This window comes from Burkholderia ambifaria AMMD (assembly GCF_000203915.1).
GTDB classification, from domain to species: domain Bacteria; phylum Pseudomonadota; class Gammaproteobacteria; order Burkholderiales; family Burkholderiaceae; genus Burkholderia; species Burkholderia ambifaria.
Window position 1 is genome coordinate 868044 of record NC_008391.1, and the last position, 25213, is coordinate 893256.

The 25213-nt window shown below is 65.3% G+C and carries 15 protein-coding genes; 5 read left to right on the forward strand and 10 right to left on the reverse strand.

The window, feature by feature from the left end:
- Positions 1 to 9: 9 nt before the first annotated feature.
- On the reverse strand, positions 10 to 330 hold the full coding sequence (gene ppnP / locus BAMB_RS19910; RefSeq protein WP_011658970.1) for a pyrimidine/purine nucleoside phosphorylase: 321 nt from the start codon (positions 328 to 330) through the stop codon (positions 10 to 12).
- Positions 331 to 507: 177 nt separating this feature from the next.
- A complete protein-coding gene (locus tag BAMB_RS19915) occupies positions 508 to 1410 on the reverse strand; it encodes a LysR substrate-binding domain-containing protein (RefSeq protein WP_011658971.1) in 903 nt (300 codons plus the stop codon).
- A 182-nt stretch (positions 1411 to 1592) separates the two neighbouring features.
- On the opposite strand from BAMB_RS19915, the gene BAMB_RS19920 reads away from it, so the two are divergent.
- Positions 1593 to 2777 (forward strand): M20 aminoacylase family protein, encoded by a 1185-nt coding sequence (locus tag BAMB_RS19920; protein WP_011658972.1) that lies wholly within the window; start codon positions 1593 to 1595, stop codon positions 2775 to 2777.
- A 43-nt stretch (positions 2778 to 2820) separates the two neighbouring features.
- Complete coding sequence (locus BAMB_RS19925) at positions 2821 to 4146, forward strand: MFS transporter (protein WP_011658973.1); 1326 nt, start codon at positions 2821 to 2823, stop codon at positions 4144 to 4146.
- A gap of 178 nt (positions 4147 to 4324) precedes the next feature.
- Here the strand turns inward: BAMB_RS19925 and BAMB_RS19930 are convergent, their stop codons facing one another.
- From BAMB_RS19930 to BAMB_RS19960, 7 genes are all read right to left on the reverse strand, one after another.
- Positions 4325 to 4801, reverse strand: coding sequence for a hypothetical protein (locus BAMB_RS19930; RefSeq protein ID WP_041491484.1), 477 nt, complete (start codon positions 4799 to 4801; stop codon positions 4325 to 4327).
- Positions 4802 to 5432: 631 nt separating this feature from the next.
- Positions 5433 to 8714 carry a DEAD/DEAH box helicase gene (locus BAMB_RS19935; RefSeq protein ID WP_011658975.1) on the reverse strand — a complete coding sequence of 1094 codons (3282 nt, stop codon included), beginning with the start codon at positions 8712 to 8714 and terminating at the stop codon, positions 5433 to 5435.
- Between the two features lie 552 nt (positions 8715 to 9266).
- Complete coding sequence (locus BAMB_RS19940) at positions 9267 to 10376, reverse strand: porin (protein ID WP_011658976.1); 1110 nt, start codon at positions 10374 to 10376, stop codon at positions 9267 to 9269.
- Between the two features lie 57 nt (positions 10377 to 10433).
- Positions 10434 to 10853 (reverse strand): DoxX family protein, encoded by a 420-nt coding sequence (locus BAMB_RS19945; protein WP_012366203.1) that lies wholly within the window; start codon positions 10851 to 10853, stop codon positions 10434 to 10436.
- 187 nt (positions 10854 to 11040) lie between these two features.
- Positions 11041 to 12318: a cytochrome c gene (locus BAMB_RS19950; RefSeq protein ID WP_011658978.1), complete on the reverse strand. Its 1278-nt coding sequence runs from the start codon at positions 12316 to 12318 to the stop codon at positions 11041 to 11043.
- Between the two features lie 2 nt (positions 12319 to 12320).
- Positions 12321 to 13940, reverse strand: coding sequence for a GMC family oxidoreductase (locus BAMB_RS19955; protein WP_011658979.1), 1620 nt, complete (start codon positions 13938 to 13940; stop codon positions 12321 to 12323).
- Positions 13940 to 14446, reverse strand: a complete 507-nt coding sequence (locus BAMB_RS19960) for a sugar dehydrogenase complex small subunit (RefSeq protein ID WP_011658980.1) — start codon at positions 14444 to 14446, stop codon at positions 13940 to 13942. The genes BAMB_RS19955 and BAMB_RS19960 overlap by 1 nt, the downstream gene beginning before the upstream one ends.
- Before the next feature lie 308 nt (positions 14447 to 14754).
- Between BAMB_RS19960 and BAMB_RS19965 the strand changes: the two genes are divergently transcribed.
- From BAMB_RS19965 to BAMB_RS19975, 3 genes are all read left to right on the forward strand, one after another.
- The gene (locus BAMB_RS19965) at positions 14755 to 20796 is read left to right on the forward strand and encodes an alpha-2-macroglobulin family protein (protein ID WP_011658981.1); all 6042 of its coding nucleotides are present in this window, start codon (positions 14755 to 14757) and stop codon (positions 20794 to 20796) included.
- Positions 20797 to 20803: 7 nt separating this feature from the next.
- Positions 20804 to 23041, forward strand: coding sequence for a penicillin-binding protein 1C (gene pbpC / locus BAMB_RS19970; protein WP_011658982.1), 2238 nt, complete (start codon positions 20804 to 20806; stop codon positions 23039 to 23041).
- A 181-nt stretch (positions 23042 to 23222) separates the two neighbouring features.
- A complete protein-coding gene (locus BAMB_RS19975; RefSeq protein WP_011658983.1) occupies positions 23223 to 23915 on the forward strand; it encodes a hypothetical protein in 693 nt (230 codons plus the stop codon).
- Between the two features lie 35 nt (positions 23916 to 23950).
- On the opposite strand, the gene BAMB_RS19980 is transcribed toward BAMB_RS19975, so the two are convergent.
- Positions 23951 to 25198 (reverse strand): multidrug effflux MFS transporter, encoded by a 1248-nt coding sequence (locus BAMB_RS19980; RefSeq protein ID WP_011658984.1) that lies wholly within the window; start codon positions 25196 to 25198, stop codon positions 23951 to 23953.
- Between the last annotated feature and the right edge of the window lie 15 nt (positions 25199 to 25213).

A 25213-nucleotide genomic window follows, 5' to 3' on the forward strand; every position in this document is an offset into this window, starting at 1 on the left:
CCTGCACGCTTACAGGTAGCTGCAGACGTAGTCGAGCGTCTCGAGCACTTCGATGTCGAAGCGGCTCTTGCCCGGCACCGAGAACGATTCGCCGGCGCCATAGGTTTGCCACTCGCTGCTGCCGTCGAGCTTCACGCGACACTTGCCGGCCTGCACTTCCATCAATTCGGGCGCGTCCGTGCCGAAGTTGAGCGCGCACGGCAGGATCACGCCGAGCGTCTTGCGCGTGCCCTCCGGGAAGAGCACGGTATGCGACACGCACTTGCCGTCGAAGTAGACGTTCGCGCGCTTGACGACCGATACGTTGTCGAATTGGGTTGCACTGGTCATGTGATGCCTCTGATTGCTGGATGCCGGATGGCGTGTTGTCGGAAGCCGGCCGGGGCGGCAGGCCGGCCGCTATGATACCGGCTCGCGGCGAGCGAGCCGCAAGCGGGCCCGACCGGGGATGCCCGGCAGATAGTCAGGATCACTACTTGATGCGACGCACGCCCTCGCCTGCACTGCTCATCCGAGCCCTTTGCGTCGCGCGGAATCGCGCAGGCAGTCGAGCAGCATCGCCGCGGCCGGCGTGAGCGGGCTGTCGCGGCGCGTGACGACCTGCACGGACACACCAGGCAGCCGCTCGCGGATCGGCAGCACCGCGAGCTGGTCGCGCGCCCACTCGCCGTGCAGCAGTTGCTCGGGCATCGACGCGATCAGGTCGCAGCGCGTCATCAGGCTGTGCGCGAGCCCGAAGCTCGGGCATTCGACGACCCGCTGCGGCACCGGCAGCCCATACGCGACGAACGAGTTGAACAGCACCTGGGTCGAGCTTTCGGGAGAAGGATTCATCAGCCAGTCGGCGTCGACGAGATCGGCGAGCGACGTGGCCGACGCGAGCGGATGGCCCTTGCGCGCGACGATCAGCGATCGGCTCGCATAGAGCTCCGCGTGATCGAACTCGGCAGCGAGCAATTCGGGCACGACGACGGCCACCGCGAAATCGAGCGAGCCGTCGTGCAGCCGCGGCAGCGCGACGCCCGGAAACCCTTCGATGAGATTGACGCGCGCGACCGGAAAGCGCCGCCGGAACGCGCGAAACGCATCGGGCAGGATCGTCACCGCCGCCGCCGGCGTGATCGCCGCCGCGACGGAGCCGGTCATCGCGCCCTGCGCCTGCTCGATGTCGTCGCGCGCGCGCTGCATTTCGGCGACGATCAACCGCGCGCGCACCTGCAATTGCTGGCCGAACGCGGTGAGCTGCACGCCACGCGCGGTGCGCACCACGAGCGATACGCCAAGCGCGATCTCCAGCTCCTTGACCGCCTTCGTCAGCGCCGCCGGCGACACGTTCAGACGCCGCGCGGCCGCGCGGATGCTCCCTTCTTCCGCGACGGTGACGAACGCTTTCAGCTGATGGTATTTCATGGGGGCAATGCGTGATCCGTGGAAACCCTGTGCGCCGCGACGCTTGCCGGCTGAGGGTATTCCCGAGCGGCAACCAGTGGTGTGCACCAAAGCAATTTAGCAGCTTCTGGTACGCAAAAGAAATTTATATGCTTGCTCGTCATAGGCGCGTCAAACGCCCCACCGGCCCCACAGGAGACACCATGCTGCAAGCCGTGAACCCCGTCATCCCCGGCATCGCCGCGATCGCCCCCGATCTGATCGAAGTACGCCGCCGCATCCACGCACACCCCGAACTCGCGTTCGAGGAAACGCTGACGAGCGATCTCGTCGCCGAGCTGCTCACCGGCTGGGGCTACGAAGTGCATCGCGGCATCGGCAAGACCGGCGTCGTCGGCGTGCTGCGCGAAGGCCAAGGCACGCGCACCGTCGGGCTGCGCGCCGACATGGATGCGCTGCCGATCGCCGAAGCCACCGGCCTGCCGTACACGAGCCGCCATGCGAACAAGATGCACGCGTGCGGCCACGACGGCCACACCGCGATGCTGCTGTGCGCGGCGCGTCACCTCGCAGCCACGCGCCAGTTCTCCGGCACGCTGAACCTGATCTTCCAGCCGGCCGAGGAAAATTTCGGCGGCGCGAAATCGATGATGGACGACGGCCTGTTCGATCGCTTCCCGTGCGACGCGATCTTCGCGATCCACAACATGCCGGGCCGCGCCGCCGGCGACATGGCGTTCCGCACCGGCGCCGCGATGGCGTCGGCCGACCGCGTGACGATCACGCTGCGCGGCGTCGGCGGTCACGGCGCGATGCCGCATTTCGCGCGCGACCCGATGTCGGCCGCGGGCAGCATCATGGTCGCGCTGCAGACCATCGTCGCGCGCGAGGTCGACGCGCAGCATGCGGCCGTGATCACGGTCGGCAGCGTGCAGGCCGGCGAGACCTTCAACATCATTCCGGAAACCGTCGTGATGAAGCTGTCGGTGCGGGCGCTGGACGCCGACGTGCGCGCGCTGCTCGCACGCCGCATCGAAGCGCTCGTGAAGGGCCAGGCGGAAAGCTTCGGCGTCGCGGCGGAAGTGGATTACGACTACGGCTATCCGGTGCTCGTCAACAATCCGGAACCGACCGCGTTCGCCGCCGACATCGCGCGCCAGATGCTCGGCGCCGAGCGCGTCGAAACCGACGCCGCGCCGCTGATGGGCAGCGAGGACTTCGCGTTCATGCTCGAGGCGCGCCCCGGCTGCTATGCGTTCATCGGCAACGGGATCGGCAGCAAGGGCGGCTGCATGGTGCACAACCCCGGCTACGACTTCAACGACGACATCCTCGCGATTGGCGCGAGTTACTGGGTTCGCGTCGCCGAAGCCTGGCTCGCGGCCTGACGGCCCTTCATCACGCAGTCCCGCGCCTTAGCAGGGGAACCCCATGGAAACGTCCGCCCTTTCGTTCGCCGGCTCGCAGGTCGATGCCCGCGCCGCCGCGAAGAAGCGCCGCCTGATCGCGGCCGCCGCGGTCGGCAACGCGCTCGAGTTCTACGACTTCACGGTCTACAGCTTCTTCGCGATCCTGATCGGCAAGCTGTTCTTTCCCGTGCACTCGTCGTTCGGGCAGTTGATGCTCGCGGTCGCGAGCTTCGGCGTTGGCTTCGTCACGCGTCCGCTCGGCGGGCTCGTGATCGGCATGTACGCCGACCGCGCCGGCCGCAAGAAGGCGATGATCCTCACGCTGCTGCTGATGGCGCTGGGCACCGCGACGATCGCGGTCGCGCCGACCTTCGCGCAGATCGGCCTCGCCGCACCGCTGCTGCTCGTGCTCGCGCGGCTCCTGCAGGGGTTCGCGTCGGGCGGCGAAGTCGGCGCGTCGACGACGCTGCTGCTCGAACAGGCGCCGCAGCACCGCCGCGGCTTCTACGCGTCGTTTCAGTTCTCGAGCCAGGGGCTTGCCGCGCTCGCGGGGGCGCTGACCGGCGTCGCGCTCACGTCGACACTCAATGCCGCGCAGCTCGAAAGCTGGGGCTGGCGCGTGCCGTTCATCATCGGCACGCTGTTCGTGCCGCTCGGCTACTGGCTGCGCCGCACCGTCGAGGAAGTGCCGCCTGCCGCGCCCGCAGCCGCCGCCACGCACGACGAGCCGGTCGCGTCGCTGCCGCTCGCCGCCGTGCTGCGCCATCACGGCAAGGCCGTGTTCGCGGGCCTCGGCGTGACGATCGGCGGCACGTCGATCCACTACATCATCGTGTTCTACATGGCGATCTACGGCGTGCAGGTGCTGCACCTGCCGACCTGGCTGTCGATGACGGCCGGCTGCGTCGCCGGCGCGATCCTGATGCTCGTGACGCCGATCGGCGGCCACCTCTCGGATATCTATGGACGCAACCGGATCGCCTGGTGGACGCGCATCGTGCTGATGGCCGCGATCTATCCGGCGTTCATTGCGCTGAACCGCTGGCCGGGCGCCGCGTCGCTGCTCTCGATCATCGCTGCGCTGTCGATCGTGCACGCGATCAACATCGGCGCGACGGGTGCGATGCTCGGCGAATTGTTCCCGCGCGCGGTGCGGGCGACCGGCGGTGCGCTGGTGTATAGCGTGGGCGTCGCAATCTTCGGCGGCTTCGCGCAGTTCTTCGTCACGTGGCTGATCGCGGCGACCGGGAATGCGAATGCGCCTGCGTGGTATGCGATCGGGTGTGGCGCGTTCACGCTGCTTGCGATTCGGTGCATGGATGAGAAGGCGGGGAAGGCGCTTGATTGATCGGTGGTGCATCATTGACGTCGCGCCCTCGCGTCGGGCATGATCATTCAATGCATAACGCCACGATCACCCTTTCGACGACCACGCGCACGACCGCCTTCGGCGGGCCCGTGCGGCGAGTGCGCGCAAGATCGTAGCGTCACCGATTCCCACAGGCCCCGCCGGTTCCGGACGGGGTCTAGTCGTTTCTCCGTCTGCTGCGACGCCCCTCCAACGCTCGTTGGAGTTCGGGATAGTTCGACAGGTAGAAAAAATACTGCGGCGGATGGAAACCCGTCACGCGAAGTTCGGCAAGGGAGAAAGGGGGGAACTCCCGAAACTCCTCGATAGGAATGGCATAGCCTCCTTGCGTCGACATCAGGTATTCCTCCACGGCCGGACCATTACCCGGCAACATCTGCTCAGCCAGGCGGCCAATTTCCTGAGGAGTGCCGTAGATTGGCGGACCAAGTTTCATATAGGCCGACAGTTCCCTCTTGGATCCGCTTCGATAGATATAGGCGGTGCACGGACCGCTGCGCCAGCGCTTGCGAAATTCGAGCTTCTTCACACCGGACTTGACGAGTTCGTACGCACGGTCCTGCAGACTCAATACGATTTCCGTGGACGCGACAGGTTCTGCGGATGAAAGATCGATGCACATCTGGGTATTCATAACTGCTCCAATGGATAGTCGGCTCGGGTCCGTAATTCGGTGACTTCGACATAACGCCACGACCACCCTTTCGACGACCACGCGCACGACCGCCTTCGGCGGGTCCGTGCGGCGCGTGCGCGCAAAATCGTAGCGCCATCGATTCACACAGGCCCCGCCGATTCCGGACCGGGTCTTGTCGTTTCTCCATCTGCATCGGCCCTTCAGGAGCAACGCCATGTCCGAAGTCACCTCCCCGAAATATGGACTGCTCGTCATCGACCGCAGGCCGGGCTGTTCCATGACCCGATCGTCCGCGTGACGGCGAACGCATGCTTGCGAACATCAACCAGCTGATTCGTCATGCGAATGAAGCCGGTGCGACGGAAAATTCCAGTTAAGGCGTACGTTAGAGCGTCCAGACCAAAGAAGACGCGAGCGACGCTTCCTAGCCGCTACCCGCCGGATGTGACGCACGGTTGCCGACGCCGAGCAGACTTTCATATGTCTCCCAAAGCGGCTCCTCAATTGCCATTGGAGCAGCTCATGGATATCACTTCGCCACGCTGAACAGCCAGAAACCTACGCGGATGGTTGTTACCAAGCCCAAAAAATCGTCCACATGACGCTTAAGGCATGAAAAATTTACTTGTCAATCCTTCACAATATCGCCGCAAAAGACATGCAACGGAAGTTGGTAAGTTTCGTTCAAAAATTTCTCAGTGACCCCTAGCAGTGCCAGTTGATGCTCAGCAGCCTTTGTCCTCGAAAGCCCCGGTTGGACGATGAAAACTCGGAGGGTCACTGAACATGTACGGCTGATGTCCCTGATCAACGCCAGCCGATCACGGCTACCGACCTCTATACGGGATGGTCTGCCTTCATCGATGCGTGTAGCTTCGCGCTTTAGAAGGTGAACGAAGAGATCGGTCCGTCTGTCCTTGTTGTGCAACCACATAACGCTGCGCTGTGCCTGCCCGCACACGACGTACATATCGTCAATTCGCGTACCCGCCGTGCTCCCGCCTGAGTATTTGCAATGCACCAGGTCAACCGTAATCAGCTTCGGCGCCACGGGATCATCGAGAGTTATTCCCACAATATCCGCTGCTTCACCCGCTCCGTCATCATCGAACAGCACGTCATAAGCGTACCGCTCTTTTAGAACCTCGATAGTTCTGTATTGCACCGAGTCTTTCCTGCGCTCCTCACGTTGCGATTCTTTTTTTATATCAATGTCTGTCCAATCGAGTACTTCGAGCTTGTCCCGTGGAAACAGCGTTGAGCCGGTACGCAACTCCGTATGCATGTTTCCGTCTAGCCTCGAACCATCCGCAAACCAAATAGTCGGAGGAAACTCGGTGAGAAAATCACAAAGGTCGACTGTTTTCCCGCGTCGGATCTGGGCACGATCCGAGCCTTCATAGACAAAGGCGAAGTCAGCCGTGGCACCAGCTCCCAAGAACTTCAGGCGGACTTTGACCTCCCGGTTGTCGGTGAATATGCGGATGATCAGCGGCGCGGTTGCCGAGCACTCAACAAGCTCGATGCCGACGTGAGTCATGGAAACTTCTGATACATACTCAAAAGAGAATGCTGTGACGGATTCGTTGAAGTCAATGAGTTCAACCGGCCAGTCGACCCCAACGGCAACAGAAGATGGGCGCGCCATCACCATGCGCGGAATCAAAGTGCCTTTCAGAACCTCTTCTGGATCGATCTCCTCGTTCGCGATCTTCTCGCCGGCTTGCTTACACCACTCTGAAAATTGGCCTACGCGCAGGCGTAGATTCGACCACACACGTCCTCGCTTCCCTGCACCGATGGAAGTTTGTTCCCCCCGTGAAAATCCGACCGCTGCTAAAACAGCCTTCGTTGTGGTGCCCAGCGTTGCTTCAGATAGACGTGCTCCTACGTCGGGGCCCATGCGGCCGGTGTATCGAATCTGGCGGCCAATTTGTTCGTTGAGGCCGACATTCGTGAGCATTAGCCGATTGATTCCGGCCATCACCCTGAACACTTCGGGTGCTACTACCAAGGAGGCATCATCTCCGCACAGCGCTTTTGCAAAGTCTGAGTAGGTACCAGTGTTCGTCGATCCGTGGATATAAAGGAGAGCGCGAGGTTGATCCCATACAGCGATACAGAGTTCCCAGACAATGCTCTCAACCGACGCGATATCGGTCCACGGCACACCGTGGCGTCGCGGCGCTAAGACTACCAAGGTATGTTCGGACACGTTAAGAATTGGATAAATCCGCTCGTCCTTCGATCCCCCTCGAAATGCCTTTCGGAAGTTCTCAGGTTTCCACATCGCACATCGGGTGCGATATACGACCATGCTTGCTGATGGATGAATTTCATGCAATGGAATATCGTCGAGCCGTCCGACAAATCCAGCGAGGAATTCCTGCGCCTCAACTTCTTGACCGATCGCGCCTTCGCTCAGGCCTGGCAGGAGAAGATTCCAGTCAGGATCTTGGGAATAGAGTGTTCGCAGCTCTTCACGGAGATTCACATCTGCCGTGTTTGCGATGAATACAGGGTCGCCTAGATCTTTTCTCGCTCGCGTGAAGCGGCCAGCTAACTGCAAGGTGATCGCCAAGCTCTTCTTGAGGTCATGAAATGCAGCAATCTTCAGTTCGGGCATGTCAAAGCCTTCGCCTAGCATGTCCACACAGACTACAATCCGTGACCGGCCGCAGTCGAGTAAGCTCCGAGAGACATTCGCGTCCTTCTTGGACATGGTGCTGTGGAGCATGACTGGATTGTATTGTCCGATATTGCGGTAGATTTCAAGCACGTGAGCGGCGCGAGCTTTGGTAGCTACACGCGCCATGGCGACGTGAAGTCCCGTTACGTCTTTTCGCAATTCATCTACGACCGCTTTGGCGATTTCCATATCAGCTCGCGGCGTGCTGAATTCGAAGACATTTCTGAAACGAATAGAACGAAAGTATCCCTCACGTTGGGCCATTCTGAGGGGATACACATAGACGATCTTCCCGTCGAGTGGCTGGCCATCCTCCCGGAATGGAGTCGCTGTGAACTGTAAGATGGGCCTTTCACGCACTTTAAAAAAAGATTTGAACCGCTTCCACGTGGGTGCCTCTGCGTGATGCGCCTCGTCAATGAAGAGATGTGAACATTGCTCCGCCATGCGGTCCTGAACATCAGGGGAGCAAAGTCCGGCCAATGCGCTAGTGGTTACGACGACGTTACATTGGCTGAAGAATTCATCGACCTCGTCTGGAGTGGACGGGAGCTTCATCAATGTACCTACCACAGGCCTGACCGCCGATTGATCTAGGACTATACAATCTGGATCTTTAAGAATTCCAAGACTATAGAATTTTTCGGCAATTTGTCGCCGGAGCGCATCGGTTGGAACCAGAACAAGCAGACGTGGGCACCGCGCCGTGATCAAGGTTGCCAACATGGTTTCGGTCTTCCCAGTCCCTGTTGGCATAACCACCGTAGCAACGCTGGAAGTCGTCGACCAATGCGCATGTATCGCGTGGAGCGCTCCGATCTGCGGCTTACGCAGGCCAATCCTTCCGAAACCAGCTTCGTCTTCGCTAATATACTTAAACGCGTTTCGCCAACTATTAAGCGCTTCAGCAACAGGATTACCTGCCATCGATCCCTTTCGAGGTATCCACTTAGCATTTCGAAGGTCGATTTCCTCAGCCGCTTCCGGAACGTGTCCTACCAGCACCGCGCCGTCCGAGGGCATCTCCGCCTCCACGGGTACGCGCTGAAATAGGTAAATGATTTCACCTAAAGCGGTCTCAAACTTCCACCCTAGCGCAGACGGGAGCGCAAATCGCATCATCTGGGCTTCCAATGTTCTGGAAGCCTCCGTCAACTGCCTGACTGATCCTTTCGCAAATTTTATATCTATGCCGAGCAACGGCGGCAGCGTTAGCTTCATTCTCTTTCCCCCGGAGAATTTTCTATTGTGATTACCGAGTCGGTAAGTTGCGCAGCCGTCCGATACGCTGCAACACGTTTCCGCGCGAAAGCGTCGCGCTGAATCCTTATGTGCTCTCGATACAAATTGTCGACGATCTGGGCCGTATTGTCGAATGACCGTTACTGGCCGTTCTAAGTCACCCGCGGTAGCTGCGTGCAGCTCAGCACCTTCTCAGCGTCGCACACCGCTAAATAAACGGCGGAGTGCAGTTACCTGAATTTTCAGTCTTCAAAAAACGTCAACGAATGTGAATCTGCCAAGCGCGCTTTATTGATATATCGGTAGTGGTGCGATACCCCACAGCGGTCTTCTTGCCACTAGATCAGCTACGAAACGGCGAATGGGCAATTTGCCGTTTCCATACAGAATCAATTCCCCAAGTCCGCCCGCTCCCAGTAATCATGCGTCGACACCACTGCGCACGCACCTCACCACCCCACCAAGCCCCGTAAACGCAAAAAAGCACGAGCCTTTCACCGCCCGTGCCTTTCCCTACACACCCCTTCCCACTCAGAACGTATGCATCATCCCCACATACGCCCCCGTCTGCGACTCGCCCGTCATCGGACTCGTCCCCGACGTCGCATCGCGCGGCGACGCAATCAGCGAGAAGTTCGAATTCCCGCCATTCCGCACATAAGCAACCGTCCCATACAGGAACGTCCGCTTCGACAAGTTGTACGTTGTGCCGAGCACATACATAATCGCGTGGCCTGACGGATCGTGCGACGCATCGCCGCCGCCATCGCCCACCTTCACGTAATACCCGCCGCCCGTCACGGCCCACTGCGGCGTCGCCGTATAAGTCGCACCGAGCCAGTAATGATCGGCGCGATCGGCGACACCAGCCGGGCTGTCCGGCGCCTGGTAATGCGTATACGCGCCCTGGATCTTGAACTTCGACACCTTCACGTTCGCGCCGACGAAATACTCGCGCGACGCGGTGAAGATGTTGCTGAACTTGCCGTTGTTGTCGCGCAGCTCGTCGTAAATGCCGCGCACGTCGAGCACCGGCGAGTGGTACGAGATCATGATCCCGTCCGAGCGGCCGAAATCGTCGGCCGCGCCGTAGTTGAAGCCGCGCGACTGGTTGCCGAACGCATACTGCGCCTGCACGTCGAAGCCGCCGATCACCGGGCTGTGATATTCGATGTTGTTGCTGCTCTGCTGCCAGTTGCGGCCGCGCACGAGCGACGCCGACGAAAACGCCTGCTGCACGAACGGGTCGAATTCCCACACGCCGTCGCTGTCGATGAACAGGTTGCGGCCGGCCTGCAGCTGGCCCCACGTGTCGCTCTTCAGCCCGACATACGCGCGGCGTGACCACAGACGTCCACCGCCCGTCGTGCCGTTCATCACCTGGAACGCGGTTTCCAGGTTGAAGACGGTCGACATCCCGCCGCCGAGATCCTCGAAACCCTTCAGGCCGAACATGCTGGTGCCCCAGTCGCCGCCTTCCGCGCTCCAGCGCGTCGAACTGCCGTTCGGCGTCGCGATGTGGTTCAGGTATTCGACGCCGCCGTCGATACGGCCGTACAGCGTCACGCTGGTTTGTGCGGACGCGGCCGCCGGTGCGGCGGCCGCGATCAGCCATGCTAGATGTTTGAGTCGCAAAGTCATGCCCCCTCGCAGTCTGGACCGTCCGACACGCGCCCCATGCGCGCGCCGGCGATCCGTTCACCCGCGATCGATCGAAAAACGTCCGGGGCCCGCCGCGCACAGCGCAAGCAAGCCGCCGGAGATCGCGATGTTCTTGTAGAAATGAATCATGTTGTTCATCTGCTCGCCGCCCGTCATCGTCCAGTAGTGGTGGCCGATGAGCGCGGTGCCGATGGTATACAGCGCAAGCAGCAGCGCAAGCGGCCGCGTCTGGAAGCCGATGAGGAGCGCGATGCCGACGAACAGCTCCATCACGACGGCGATCGCCGCCGAGATGATCGGCGCGGGCGCGCCCTCGCTTCCCATGAACGCGATCGTACCGGAGAAGTCGACGATCTTCTTCCAGCCGAACATCACGAACAGGATCACGAGCAGGATTCGGGACAGCAGCAGCAGCACATCGCGCTGGGACGCGAGAAACGGTTGATTCGGTGTCATGGTGTGATCAACGAAAACGATGCGCGAACCGCGCGCACCGGATTGCCAACGAACCAGGACAGGCGGCCGCCAGTGCCGCCCGCCCCGCTCTGCAACAACCGGCATCGGGGCCCGCCCGATGTGCTGTGCTCCTCCTCTTTCAGTGTTGCGCTGCTTGGTACTACCTCCTACCGCTTCGTGCCCGGCCTCAACGCGCCTTCGCGACGTCCTGCTCGGTCACCTTCGCGGCCGGATTGCCGAACTGCCCGGTCAGGTAGTTCGCCAGCGCGGCGATCTGCGCATCGGACAGCTCGTGGCGGAACGCGGGCATCCCGACGTCCTCGCTGCCGGCCTTGCGCTGCACGCCGTTCAGGATCACCTGCACGAGGTTCGTTGGATTCGACGCGCCCACCGTCGAGTTGTGGAACAGCGACGGGTAATAGCCGTCCGGGGTGCCCTTGCCCTGCATCTGGTGACAGCTCGCGCAGTTGCCGAGATACAGCCGCGCCGGATCGATGCCCGACGACGCGAGCGGCACGCCACGCAACTTCAGGCCGTCTTCCGCCGGCTTGCCCCACGACGAACGCGACTGCTTCGCGTCGCCGCTGGCCACCGCCGGCACCGTGCGGATGTAGGTTGCGATCGCACCGATGTCGGCGTCGGTCATCTTCGAGAAGCTGTGCTCGACCGCCTCGGCCATCGGACCGGCCGCCTGCGCGACGCCCGGCACGCTGCCGGTACGCAGATACTGGACGAGCTGCTGCTGCGTCCAGCCGCCGATCCCCGCGTGCGGGTCCGACGTGATGTTGTAGCCGTCCCAACCCGCCAGCACCGAGCCCGACAGGAAGCTGCCGCCGGTCTCGTCGAGCGACTTCTCCTGCATCGCGATACCGCGCGGCGTGTGGCACGTGCTGCAGTGCGCGAGGCCCTGCACCAAGTACGCACCGCGGTTCCACTCGGCGCTCTGCGACGGCTTCGGCTGGTACGCGCCGTCTTTCAGGAACAGCCAGTTCCAGATCTTCAGCGGCCAGCGCATGCTCAGCAGCGGCGGAATCTCGTTCTTCGGCGGCGCCTGCTTGACCGGCTCGACGCCGTGCATGAAGTACGCGTACAACGCCTGCACGTCGTCGTCGTTGATCTTCGCGTACGACACGTACGGCATCGCCGGGTACAGGTTCGCGCCGTTCTTCGACACGCCGTGACGCACCGCGCGCTCGAAGTCGTCGAACGTCCAGTTGCCGATGCCCGTGTCGGGGTCCGGCGTGATGTTGCTCGTATAGATCTTGCCGAGCATCGGCACCGGCATCGGGAGGCCGCCGGCGAACGGCTTGCCGCCCTTCGCGGTGTGACAGGCCATGCAGTCGCCCGCGACCGCGAGATATTCGCCGCGCTTGATCTGCGCGGGATCGGCCGAATCGGCCGCGCGCACGAGCCCCGGCAACGCGAGGCTGCCGGCGAGGAGGAAGGTGAGAGTAGATTTCCGCACGGTCAGACTTCCTTCTTCAGCGTGTCCGACATCCGCAGCGCCAGCGCCGCGATCGTCAGCGTCACGTTCACCGTACCGACGGTCGGCATCGTCGAGCTGCTCGAGATGAACAGGTTCGGATGGTCGAACGTGCGGCAGTCCTTGTCGACGACCGAGTCACGTGCATCGGCGCCCATGATCGTCGAGCCCGTGATGTGGTTGTTCGGCGCGAACTCGTCGTTGAACACGACGTCCGTACCGCCCAGCACCTTCGCGGCCGTCGCGTAGACCTCGCGCGTATGCACGGCGCCGCGCTTCACGTAGTCGTCGATCGCATACGTGATTTCCGGGCGCGGAATGCCGATCGCGTCGGTGGCCGTCTTGCTCGGCACGATGCGGTTCTCGGGCTGCGGCAGGATTTCGTGGAAGCAGTCGAACTGCACGTAGCGCGCGGAACGATCGCGGATCTGCGCGTCGAGCTCGTCGGACTTCATCAGCTTGCCGGCCTTGAAGATCTTCTGCGTCTCCTGGTTGATGCGCGACATGTTCGACAGGTGGATCTTCTTCGCGGCTTCGGTCGCGCGGAACGGGCCGTCGCGGAATCCGATCAGCGACGTCATCTCCTGCGGGCCGCGGCCCGGCCACAGCTTGTCGCTCGCGTAGAACGACACGCCCGTGCCCGGGTGGTCCATCAGGTTGCGCCCGACCATGTCGGAGCTGTTCGCGACACCGTTCGGGAAATCGCGGTTCGCCGACATCAGCAGGATCTTCGGCGTCTCGATGCCGTTCGCGGCCACCACGAAGTACTTGCCTTCGACGCGATGGTCGGCGCCCGTCTTGTCCTTGTAGATCGCGGCGACGATGCGCTTGTCCGGACCGGTCTCGAGCTTGTAGACGACCGCGCTGTCGATCAGCTTCGCGCCCGCCTGCTCGGCCTTCTCGACGTGCACGATGCCGTTGTACATCGCGCCGATCGGGCAGATCGGCATGCAATTGTTGTTCCCGCAACAAGTCGGCCGGCCGTCGTACGGGCGGCTGTTGCGCGCGACCGGCTCGGTCACGACGTGGAACTTCGGGTCATAGCCGTTGAGCGCGCTCTTGATCGTCTGCTCGTTGAACGACAACGGCAGCGGCGGCATCGGGTACGCCTGCTTGCGCGGCGAGTACAGGTCTTCCTCGGGGCCGGGGCCCCACACGCCGAGCTCTTCCTCGGCGCGCTGATAGTAATGCTCGAGATCGTCGTACTGGATCGGCCAGTCGCGGCCGACGCCGTACACCGTCTTCATCTTGAAGTCGTTCGGGATGAAGCGCCACGCCGACGCGGCCCAGTGCCACGTCGTGCCGCCCACCGCACGGATGTACTGCGAGTTGAACTTGTGCTCGCCCTTCAGGACCAGGTAGTCGTTCGGCGGGCCGTATTCCGGATGCGGCGCCCACGGGCTCGACGGGTACGGCGCCATGAAGTCCGTCTTGTCGGGCTGGTTGCGGAAACGCTCGACGATTTCGCCGCGCGGCATGCGCGGGCCTGCTTCGAGCAGGATCACCGACTTGCCCGCCATCGCGAGCTGGTGCGCGACGATCGCGCCCGCGACACCGGACCCGACGACCACGACGTCGGCCTTTTGCGTATCGGTATCCGCCATCAGGCTTGCCTCTCGATCGGTTTTTCGGCCCAGAAGCCGGGTTTGTTGGGGCAATACGAAGGAATCACGAGCGTATCGGACACAACGCTGAACATTAATGCTTCTTCGTAAGTAATCACGACGTTGTCGACGATGCCGAGATACCACGCGCCGAGAATCGACAGCGCGGCGCTCTCCTGATCGGCATCCAGTGAACCGGACGCGAGCGCGCCGGCGAGTTGAGACAGACCGTCGGCCGTCTTGAACGAACCCTTCTGCAGCGCATGCAGGAAGCGTTCGCCGAGCACGCGGCTCAGCCCTTTCTTGCCTGTCAGTGCTTCGGAGAGCGTCATGAACGTATCGAGCGGCGCGGTGCCGGGATTATCGGCCAGGGCCCGCAACGCCAGCGAGCCGGTGAGGCCGGCCGCCGTCAGCGCCAGTGCGCCCTGCAGCCATTGACGCCGCGTGATGCCGGATACGGATGCGTCGCTTGCGCGACGCGAGTGGGGGGTGTTGTCGTTGTGCATGTTTCCTTCTCTCGAACACCGGATTCGGGAAAACCACGCTTGATATTTCTCAAACTTTCGCGCGGCCCTGAAATGTACGCGCACAATTCGAATCGGACAATGCTTTTATAGTCGATTAAATGTTCCGCAAGCCGAGACAATCGACATTTCGCGGCATCTTTGTGTCGTCGGCGCGACAATTCTGCATCGTGGCGAAGTGTGTCGCAAGCCGACGACACGCGCCGCCCCGTCCCGTCATCCGCTCGCATGCGCGTCGGTTAGAATCCCGTGCAATCAAACAGAAAGCTTCCCTCCGAGGGCATCGAGCGATGAAGCAGCACAATAAACACAACAACACGCATCAATCCAATCACACCACACGGCTGCTCTGGCGCATCGGCGCGATCGCGGCGCTCGGCGCCGCCGCGGCACTGCCGCTGCATGCGCTCGCGGCGCGCACGGTGAGCGTGTCGCCGCAAGGCACGGTCACCGAAGTCCGGCAAAGCGTCGTCAAGTTCGACGAGCCGATGGTCGCGTTCGGCTCGGCGTCCGCGCCGAACCCCGCGCGCATGACCTGCAACGATTCCACCGCCGCGCGCGGCCAGGGTCACTGGCTCGACGACAAAACGTGGGTCTACGATTTCGAGAACGACCTGCCGCCAGGCGTGCGTTGCTCGGTCGCGCTCAACGACACGCTGCGCTCGGTCGCCGGCAATGCCGTGAGCGGCCCGCGCCGCTTCACGTTTCAAACCGGCGGCCCGTTCCCGGTGACGGTGCGCCCCGGCTCGCGCGAGATCGAGGAGCGCCAGGTCTTCGTGCTGAAGCTGAACGGCCCGGCCGAGCCGCGTTCCGCGCTCGCGAACATCTGGTGCGAGGCGGCCGGCATCGGCAACCGCATCCCCGTCACGGCCGCCGACGACGCTACCCGCAACGCGCTGCTCGACCATTTCGGGCTGAAGAAGGACGCCGCGCGCGTGCTGACGCTGTCGTGCGCGCAGGCGCTGCCCGCGAGCGCAAAGATGCAGCTCGTCTACGGCAAGGGCGTCGCGAGCCCGAGCGGCATCGCGAACGACACCGAGCGCCGCTTCGACTTCACGGTGCGCGCCCCGTTCACCGCGAGCTTCTCGTGCGAACGCGAGAACGCGAAGGCGCCCTGCACGCCGCTGCGCCCGCTGACGCTGTCGTTCAACGCGCCGATCTCGCGCAAGAACGCCGAGGCGATCAAGCTGCGCGGTCCTGACGGTTCGCTTTCACCGACCTTCGGGGCCGACGACCACAGCGACGAAGTGACCACCGTCACGTTCAACCCGCCGCTGCCCGCGCAGGCGAACCTGACGATCGAGCTGCCGTCCGGCCTGCGCGACGTGACCGACCGCTCGCTCGCGAACGCCGACCTGTTCCCGCTCGCGACGCGCACCGCGCCGATGCCGCCGCTCGCGAAATTCTCGTCGGGCACCTTCGGGATCGTCGAGCGTTTCGCCGAACCCGATACGCCGGCGCTCGTGCCGGTCACGCTGCGCAACGTGGAGGCCGACCTGCATATCGCGGGCCTCAACACGCGCGGCGCGCAATTCTCGAACCTGAAGGTCGACGACGACACCACGATCCGCCAATGGATGCGCACCGTCGAGCGCTTCGACAACTGGGCGATGACGGCCGGCACGATCGACGAGCGCGTGCCGGGCCTGCTCCGGCGCACGGGCCAGCACCCCGTCTACGTACCGCTCGGGGCCGGTGAAAAGATGCCCGCGCCGCAGAATCGCCGCATCGACGTGCGCTCGCTGTCGCTGCTCACCGGCGAGCCGGGGGCGCAGGCGATGACACTGCCGAAGGCCGATCCGAAGGCGCTGCGTCCGTTCGAGGTCGTCGGCGTGCCGATCGACAAGCCCGGTTTCTACGTGCTCGAACTCGCGTCGCCCGCGCTCGGCCGCTCGCTGCTCGCGAAGCCGTCGAGCATGTACGTGCGCACCACCGTGCTCGTCACGAACCTCGGCGTGCATCTGAAACAGGGCCGCGAGAACAACCTCGTGTGGGTCACGACGCTCGACAAGGGCAAGCCGGTGCCGAACGCGCGGATCCGCGTGTCGGACTGCAACGGCGACGAGATCGCGACCGGCAAGACCGATGCGCAAGGCCTGCTGAAGATCGACGGTCAATTCGAGCCGAAGCACGAATGCAGCCAGTCGGAACGCTTCGACGACTACTTCGTGTCGGCGCGCGTGGACGATCCGAAGACGGGCCCCGACATGGCGTTCGTCAGCTCGAACTGGAACCGCGGGATCGAATCGTGGCGCTTCAACGTGCCGACCGACACCGGCAGCGAACCGACCGTGCGTGCGCATACCGTGTTCGACCGCACGCTCCTGCGTGCCGGCGAAACCGTTTCGATGAAGCACTTCCTGCGCACCGAGACGCTGCAGACCCTCGCGTTCCCGGCGCAATACCCGACGCGCGTGAAGATCCGCCATCTCGGCTCCGACCAGACCTACAAGCTGCCGCTCACGTGGTCGGCCGACCACAGCGCGGATACGCAATTCCCGCTGCCGCCCGCGGCCAAGCTCGGCGAATACAGCGTCACGCTCGAAGGCGGCCCGGACGATGCGCCGACCACCAGCTACTACAGCGGCAGCTTCCGCGTCGAAGCGTTCCGCCTGCCGGTGCTCAAGGGGTCGATCGGCGCGCGCGACGCGCAGAAGAGCCCGCTCGTCGCCGTGAAGGAAGCGCCGCTCGCGGTGCAGATCGACTACGTGTCGGGCGGCGGCGCATCGAACCTGCCGGTGCAGGTGTCGGCGCTGATGAAGTGGGCGTCGCCGCCGTTCGCGGATCGCTTCGAGGACTTCAGCTTCACGCCGTATCGTCCGGAGCGCAGCGACGGCAACGCCGACGACGATGCGCAGGACGGCGACAACGCGTCGGCCGCGAACAACGATCCCGACGCGACCAAGCTGATCGCGGACAAGCTGCCGCTGACGCTCGACCGAAACGGTGCGGGCTCGGTCACGCTGAAGGGCCTGCCCGACGTCGACGCGCCGAAGCGCATCGCGCTCGAGGCGACCTTCGCGGACCCGAACGGCGAAGTGCAGACGATCCGCGGCGACACGATCCTGTGGCCGGCCGCGGTGGTAGCCGGCATCAAGGCCGGCCGCTGGGTGTCGGTCGGCCAGCGCGTGCCGGTGCAGGCGCTCGCGGTCGACCTGCAGGGCAAGCCGCGTGCGTCGGTGTCGATCGAGATCAAGGGCGTCGCGCACGTCACGACGTCGTCGCGCAAGCGAATGGTCGGCGGCTTCTACGCGTACGACAACAAGAGCGACACGCGCGACCTCGGCGTGCTGTGCTCGGGCAAGACCGACGACAAGGGCCGCATGGCCTGCGACGCGACGCTCGAACAGGCCGGCAACGTCCAGTTGATCGCGGTCGCGAAGGACGGCGACGGCCGCACGTCGAACGCGTCGACGTCCGTGTGGGTCACGCGCGAGGACGAACTGTGGTTCGGCGGCGATAACACCGACCGGATCGACGTGATTCCGGAGAAGACGTCCTACGAGCCGGGCGAAACGGCCCGCTTCCAGGTGCGCATGCCGTTCCGCTACGCCACGGCGCTGGTCGCGGTCGAACGCGGCGGCGTGATGGAAACGCACATCGTCGAACTGACCGGCAAGAATCCGACCGTCGACCTGAAGGTCGGCGAATCGTGGGGGCCGAACGTCTACGTGTCGGTGCTCGCGCTGCGCGGCCGGATTCGCGAGGTGCCGTGGTACTCGTTCTTCACGTGGGGCTGGAAGGCGCCGGTCGAATGGGCGCGCGCGTTCTGGCGCGAAGGCCGTCACCATGAAGCGCCGACCGCGTTCGTCGACCTGTCGAAGCCCGCGTTCCGCTACGGCCTCGGCGAGATCAAGGTCGGCACCGGCGTGCATCGTCTCGGCGTGACCGTGACGACCGACGCGACGCGCTACACGGTGCGCGGCAAGGCGCAGGCGCACGTGAAGGTCACGCTGCCGAACGGCCAGCCCGCGCCTGCCGGCACGCAGATCGCGGTCGCGGCCGTCGACGAGGCGCTGCTCGAACTGATGCCGAACAACAGCTGGGACCTGCTCGACGCGATGCTGCAGCGACGCGCGTACGGCGTCGAGACGGCCACCGCGCAGATGGAAATCGTCGGCCGCCGCCACTTCGGCCGCAAGGCCGTGCCGGCCGGTGGCGGCGGCGGCAGCGCGCCGACGCGCGAGCTGTTCGACACGCTGCTGCTGTGGAATCCGCGCGTGACGCTCGACGCGAACGGCAGCGCAAACGTCGAGGTGCCGCTGAACGACGCGCTCACGCGCTTCCGGATCGTCGCCGTCGCGGCGGTCGGCCCGGACCGCTTCGGCACCGGCAGCACGTCGATCCGTAGCACGCAGGATCTGCAACTGATCTCCGGCCTGCCGCCGCTCGTGCGCGAAGGCGATGCGTTCCGCGCGCAGGTCACGCTGCGCAACACGACCGACCGCGCGATGCAGGTGGTCGTGACGCCGCGCGTGACGGGGCTCGACGTCGCGCCGCAAACCGTGTCGCTCGCGGCCAACGCGGCGACCGAGGTCGCGTGGACGATCACCGTGCCCGAGCAGGCGCTCGACGCGGCCGGCGCGCTGAACTGGCGGATCGAAGCGGCCGAGCAAGGCGGCAAGCGCGCGTCCGATGCGCTGGCCGTCGCGCAGAAGGTCGTGCCCGCCCTGCCGGTGACCGTGCAGCAGGCCACGCTCACGCAGGTCGACGGCACGCTGACGTTGCCCGTGGCGGCCCCGGCCGGCGCCGTCAACAACGCGCAGGGCGCGCCGCGCGGCGGCATCGCCGTGTCGCTGCAGTCGAAGCTCGCGGACGGCCTGCCCGGCGTGCGGCGCTGGTTCGAGCGCTATCCGTACCGCTGTCTCGAACAGCAGACGTCGCGTGCGATCGGCCTGCACGACGCCGCGCAATGGCAGGCGCTGGTGGCACGGATGCCCGTCTACCTCGACAGCGACGGGCTCGCGAGCTATTTCCCGCCGTCGTCCGACGATGCGCACTACGGCAGCCCGACGCTGTCGTCGTACCTGCTCGTGGTCGCCGACGAAGCCGGCCGCCTCGACCCGCGCTTCGCGCTGCCGGAAGACCTGCGCACGCAGCTCGAAGCCGGGCTCGCACGCTTCATCGACGGCCGCATCGAGCGCAACGCATGGGCGCCGCGCCAGGATCGCGACCTGCGCAAGCTGGCCGCGATCGAGGCGCTGTCGCGTTACGGTGCCGCGCAAGGCCGCATGCTCGGCTCGATCGAGATCGCGCCGAACCAATGGCCGACGTCGGCGCTGATCGACTATCACGCGATCCTCACGCGCGTGAAGGACATCCCGCAGCGCGACGAGAAACGTGCGCAGGTCGAGCAGATCCTGCGCGCGCGCCTCACGTACCAGGGCACGCAGCTCGTGTTCTCGACCGCGCGCGACGACGACCTGTGGTGGCTGATGACGAGCAACGAGACCAACGCCGCACGCCTCGCGCTGGAATTCGCGGGCGACCCGGCGTGGAAGGACGAGATGCCGCGCGTGACGGCCGGCCTGCTCGCGCTGCAACGTCAGGGCGCATGGCAGACGACGACGTCGAACGCACTCGGCCAACTGGCGGTCGAGCGCTTCTCGCGCACCTACGAGAGCGTGCCGGTGGCCGGCACGACGAAGGTCGCGCTCGGCGGCAACGAGCGTGCGATCGCGTGGTCGCAGGCAGGCTCGGCCGCGCCCGCCGAGTCGCCCGCGTCGGCCACGCCCGCGACCCGCGCCTCCACCGAACGCAGCGTGCTGATGCCGTGGCCGCGTGCGTCGCAGGCGCCGGCCACGCTGTCCGTCACCCAGGATGGCACGGGCCGCCCGTGGGCAACGGTCGAAAGCCTCGCGGCCGTGCCGCTGCGCACGCCGTTCGCGGCCGGCTACCGGATCACGAAGACCGTCACGCCCGTGTCGCCCGCCGTCAAGGGCGTGCTGACGCGCGGCGACGTCGTGCGCGTGCATCTCGACATCGACGCGCAGAGCGACATGACGTGGGTCGTCGTCAACGATCCGATTCCGTCCGGCGCGACGATTCTCGGCTCGGGCCTCGGCCGCGACTCCGAGGCCGCGACGCAGGGCGAGAAATCCCCGGACGGCGCATGGCCGGCGTTCATCGAACGCGACTTCGACGGCTACCGCGCGTATTACGACTATCTGCCGAAGGGCAAACTCTCGGTCGAGTACACGGTGCGGCTGAACAACGTCGGCACCTTCGGGCTGCCGCCGACGCGCGTCGAGGCGCTGTACGCGCCGTCCGTGTATGGCCTGTGGCCGAACCCGCCGATGACCGTGAAGCCGGCCGACGCGGGCAAGTCGTGAGTACGCGATGATCGATCTGGTTTTGCCGCGGCCGGCGCGTTTCGCCGGCCGCGTATTCGTCGCCGTCGTGCTGGCCGCGCCGCTCGTCGCGCACGCGCTGCCCGGCTACGACGACGTGCGGCGCGGCTGGCGCAGTTCCGACTGGGTGCTGCTCGCGCGCGACGGCACGCCGTTGCAGCGCACGCGCGTCGATCTCACCGAACGGCGCGGCGACTGGGTGTCGCTCGCCGACGTGTCGCCCGCGTTCCGCGAGGCGATCGTCGTGTCGGAAGACAAACGTTTCTACGAACACAGCGGCGTCGACTGGCGCGGCATCGCCGGTGCGGCGTGGGGCAACCTGTGGAACGAGCGCACGCGCGGCGCGTCGACCGTGACGATGCAGCTCGCCGGGCTGCTCAGCGATTCGCCGCGCCGCTCGGGCCAGCGCTCGCTGCCGCAGAAGGCCACCCAGGCGATGAACGCGCTGCTGCTCGAGCGCGGCTGGCGCAAGGACCAGATCCTCGAGGCCTATCTGAATCTCGTGCCGTTTCGCGGCGAGACGGTCGGGCTCGCCGCGCTGTCGCAGGTGCTGTTCGGCAAGGCGCCGTCCGGTCTCGACGCACGCGAAGCCGCGATCGCCGCGGCGCTGGTGCGCGCGCCGAACGCGTCGCCCGCGAAGGTCGCCGAGCGGGCCTGCCGGATCCTGCGCGACATGCATGCGGAACAGGGCTGCGCGTCGCTCGACGGCTACGTGCAGCTCGTGATCGCACGCCCGGCCAATGCCGTGCGGGACGACAGCGCCGCCCTCGCCCCGCACTTCGCGCGCCGCATCGCGGCCGAGGTCCGACCCGCGGCCGGCGCGCAGGTGCGCACGACGCTCGACGCGCCGCTGCAGCGCTTCGCGCGCGACACGCTGACGCGCGCACTGACCGAGCTCAACGCGCCCGCGCACCGGCGCAACGTGCAGGACGGCGCGGTCGTCGTGATCGACAACGCGACCGGCGAGATTCGCGCGTGGGTCGGTTCGTCGGGGGCGTTGTCGAGCGCACGCGACGTCGACGCGGTGCTCGCGCCGCGCCAGGCCGGCTCGACGCTCAAGCCGTTCCTCTACGCGCAGGCGATCGACGAGAAGCGGCTGACGGCCGCGTCGCTGCTCGACGACGCGCCGATCAACCTCGCGGCCGGCGGCGGCCTCTATATTCCGCAGAACTACGACAAGGATTTCAAGGGCTGGGTGAGCGTGCGCACCGCGCTCGGCGGCTCGCTGAACGTGCCGGCCGTGCGCACGCTCGTGCTCGTCACGCCGCACCGCTTCGCGCGCACGCTGACCGCGCTCGGCCTGCCGCTCGCGCAGGAAGGCGATTACTACGGCTTCAGCCTTGCGCTCGGCAGCGCGGACGTCACGCTGCTGTCGCTGACCAATGCGTATCGCGCGCTCGCGAACGGTGGCGTCGCGCGCCAGGTCGTCGACCTGCCGGCGCCGGCGCCTGCTTCCGGCGCGTCGACACCGGGCCATGCGGACAACGGCACGCGCGTGTTCAGCGAAGCGGCCAGCTTCGTCGTCACCGACATCCTCTCCGACAACAACGCACGGGTGCGCACGTTCGGCTTCGACAACCCGCTCGCGACGCGCTTCTTCTCGGCGGTCAAGACCGGCACGAGCAAGGACATGCGCGACAACTGGACCGTCGGCTTCACGTCGCGGTATACGGTCGGCGTGTGGGTCGGCAACGCGGACGGTTCACCGATGTGGGACGTGTCGGGGGTGACGGGCGCGTCGCCGGTGTGGTCGGCCGTCGTCAGCTACCTGCACCGCGACCTGCCGAGCCGTGCGCCGAAAGCGCCGGCCGGTGTCGAAACGCGCCGCATCGCGTTCGAGCGCGACGTCGAGCCGTCGCGCAACGAGTGGTTCGTCCCGGGCACGGCCCTCGACACGATCCGGCTCGCCGCACCCGTCACGCCGGGCAAGGACAGCGCGCGCGCGCCGCTGGCGATCGGCGCGCCGACCGACGGCACGATCTTCGCGATCGATCCGGACATTCCGCCGAAGAACCAGCGGATCTGGTTCGAGCGGTCGTCCGGGCATGCCGCGCGCTTCGCATGGCGGCTCGACGACAAGGTAATCGGGCACGCCGACCGCATCGCGTGGATGCCGTGGCCGGGCCGGCACCGGCTGGAACTCGTCGACGCGCGCGGCAACGTCGCGGATGCGATCGGCTTCGAGGTGCGCGGCGCGTTCGCGAAGCCGGCCGCGCGCAAGCCCTGAGCGGGTGCGCCGGCGCGTTGGCCTTCGGCGGGCGGGCGGGAGCTTGATTGCCGGTGCGCCCGGAAAATTCGCCCTCCTGCTTCAAACGGGCAAGCAACGCGCCGATTCGGCACCTAGAATGTGAGCAAGGCCGTATCCCCTGCGCTCACCGGTTGTCTTCTTCCCCCGATCGCCCGCGACCATGAACATTCGCCCGCCGCACTTCACCCGCCCCGCGCTGGGCGCACTTTGCGTCGCCGCGCTCGCGACACTGGCGGGCTGCAACGGCGAGGCCTGCTTCGGCGTCGATGCCTGCTTCAACGACAACAACACGCAGACCGTCGCGCTGTCCGGCACGGCCGCCACCGGCGGCGCGCTCGCGAGCGCATCGGTGACGGTGAGTTGCGCGCAGGGCTCGGCGACGACGCTGACCGACGGCGGCGGCAACTACCGCGTGACCGTCAACGCCGTGCTGCCGTGCGTGATCAGCGTCGCGTCGGGCGGCACGAGCCTGCACTCGCTCGCGTATGCGGGCGGCACCTTCAACACAACGCCCGAAACCGAGCTGATGCTCGTCTATCTCGCCGCGCAGCTCGGCACGAACACGGCCGGGCTGATCGGCAATTTCCAGGGAAGTCGGCGCTTTCAGCAGGCGATGGGCGATCCGGGCATCGTGCAGGCCGCGCAGTCGGCCGTCGTGACGAATCTCCAGCAGCGCTACTCGGTCACACTCGCGACGCCGGCGTTTCTGACCACGCCGTTCGTGGTCGGGCAACCGGGCGTCGACGCAGACCTTGGGATGCTGGCCAAGGCCGGCGCGATCGATTCGAACGGGATGCCGGATCCGGTTGCCGTTTCGCTGCTAACGCAGGCCGGCGCCGCGCATCCGCTATAAACGCAAGGCTCCTGCGCGGTACCGGTTGATGCGGCTTACGCCGCCTCCCCGCTCCCGCAAGCGACGCTCGCGGCCTGCTGCTGGCTCAGGTAGCGCAGCAGCTTCGTCACCATCCACACGACGATGAACGACAGCGCGACGAAGAACACCGCGAGCGGCGTCAGCACCTGCACCGACACGAAGCCAGCCAGCCCCATCATCGCGGACGACACGAGCAGCAGCGCGCACCCGAGAATCGCGCTCGTCAGCCCCGCGATATGCGGAAACAGCGAATTGCCCTTCGCCATCAGCGTCGGATACATCGCGCCCGCGCAGAGGCCCATCACGAGCACCGGCGTCGCGAGCGTCCACACGCGCAGGCCGACGGTCAGCGCCAGCGCGAGCATCACGACCGCCGCGACCGCCATCACGCGCGCGCCGATGCGCAGCCGCTGCTCGGCGCTCGGCAGCCCGCGCCCGTGAATCCGGTTCGACAGCCCGCCGAGGAAATACATCAGCCCGATCCCGAGCGCGAGATAACCGAAGAAGGTCGGTGGCTTGTGCAGCGTGGTCTGCACCATGAACGGCCCGACGATGTTGAACACCAGCAGGATGCTGTAGCACAGCCCCTGCGCGAGGAAGCAGCTCTGGAACACCGGGCTCGCGAGCACCTTGCCCGCGTTCGCGATCAGCGTACGCGGCTCGAGATGGACCGGTTTCGGCAAGGTTTCCCGGTAATGCCACCACAGCGCCCACATCACCAGCGAATACACCAGCAGGAACACGAGGCATGCGCGCCAGCCGAACCATTCCTGCAGGTGCGCGCCGATCACCGGCGCGATGATCGGCGCGAGCCCCCATGCGATCGACATGTACGTGAACGCATGCATCAGCGCCTGGCCCGAGAACGAGTCGGTGATGATCGCCTTCGCAAGCAGGTTCGTGGTCGCGATCCCGAAGCCCTGCAGGCAGCGCGCCAGTATGAACGTCTCCAGGTTCGGCGCGCCGAGCGACAGCAGGCAGCCGATCGTATAGATGACGAGCCCGAACGCGAGCACGCGCTTGCGTCCGTACGCGTCGGCCACCGGGCCGAAGATCAACTGGCCGAGCGCATAGGCGGCCATGTAGCCGGACACGCTCGACTGGATCGCCTGCGGCGTGGTCGCGAACGAGCGCGCCATGTCGGGCAGCGCGGGCACGTAGATGTCGATCGCGAGCTGGCCGGCGGACGAGAACAGGCAAATCAGAAACAACAGGAAGCGCGGCGAGTTCGATTCGCGCGCCGGAGTGAGCGAGGCGTTCATGACAACCGGGAAGGA

Excerpts from the sequence above, each read along its gene's own strand:
- BAMB_RS19960 (WP_011658980.1), bottom strand. The coding sequence starts at position 14,446 with ATGCACAACGACAACACCCCCCACTCGCGTCGCGCAAGCGACGCATCC.
- BAMB_RS19980 (WP_011658984.1), bottom strand. The coding sequence starts at position 25,198 with ATGAACGCCTCGCTCACTCCGGCGCGCGAATCGAACTCGCCGCGCTTC.
- BAMB_RS19965 (WP_011658981.1), top strand. The coding sequence starts at position 14,755 with ATGAAGCAGCACAATAAACACAACAACACGCATCAATCCAATCACACC.
- BAMB_RS19920 (WP_011658972.1), top strand. The coding sequence starts at position 1,593 with ATGCTGCAAGCCGTGAACCCCGTCATCCCCGGCATCGCCGCGATCGCC.
- BAMB_RS19915 (WP_011658971.1), bottom strand. The coding sequence starts at position 1,410 with ATGAAATACCATCAGCTGAAAGCGTTCGTCACCGTCGCGGAAGAAGGG.
- BAMB_RS19975 (WP_011658983.1), top strand. The coding sequence starts at position 23,223 with ATGAACATTCGCCCGCCGCACTTCACCCGCCCCGCGCTGGGCGCACTT.
- BAMB_RS19935 (WP_011658975.1), bottom strand. The coding sequence starts at position 8,714 with ATGAAGCTAACGCTGCCGCCGTTGCTCGGCATAGATATAAAATTTGCG.
- BAMB_RS19925 (WP_011658973.1), top strand. The coding sequence starts at position 2,821 with ATGGAAACGTCCGCCCTTTCGTTCGCCGGCTCGCAGGTCGATGCCCGC.
- BAMB_RS19930 (WP_041491484.1), bottom strand. The coding sequence starts at position 4,801 with ATGAATACCCAGATGTGCATCGATCTTTCATCCGCAGAACCTGTCGCG.
- ppnP (WP_011658970.1), bottom strand. The coding sequence starts at position 330 with ATGACCAGTGCAACCCAATTCGACAACGTATCGGTCGTCAAGCGCGCG.
- BAMB_RS19955 (WP_011658979.1), bottom strand. The coding sequence starts at position 13,940 with ATGGCGGATACCGATACGCAAAAGGCCGACGTCGTGGTCGTCGGGTCC.
- BAMB_RS19940 (WP_011658976.1), bottom strand. The coding sequence starts at position 10,376 with ATGACTTTGCGACTCAAACATCTAGCATGGCTGATCGCGGCCGCCGCA.
- BAMB_RS19945 (WP_012366203.1), bottom strand. The coding sequence starts at position 10,853 with ATGACACCGAATCAACCGTTTCTCGCGTCCCAGCGCGATGTGCTGCTG.
- pbpC (WP_011658982.1), top strand. The coding sequence starts at position 20,804 with ATGATCGATCTGGTTTTGCCGCGGCCGGCGCGTTTCGCCGGCCGCGTA.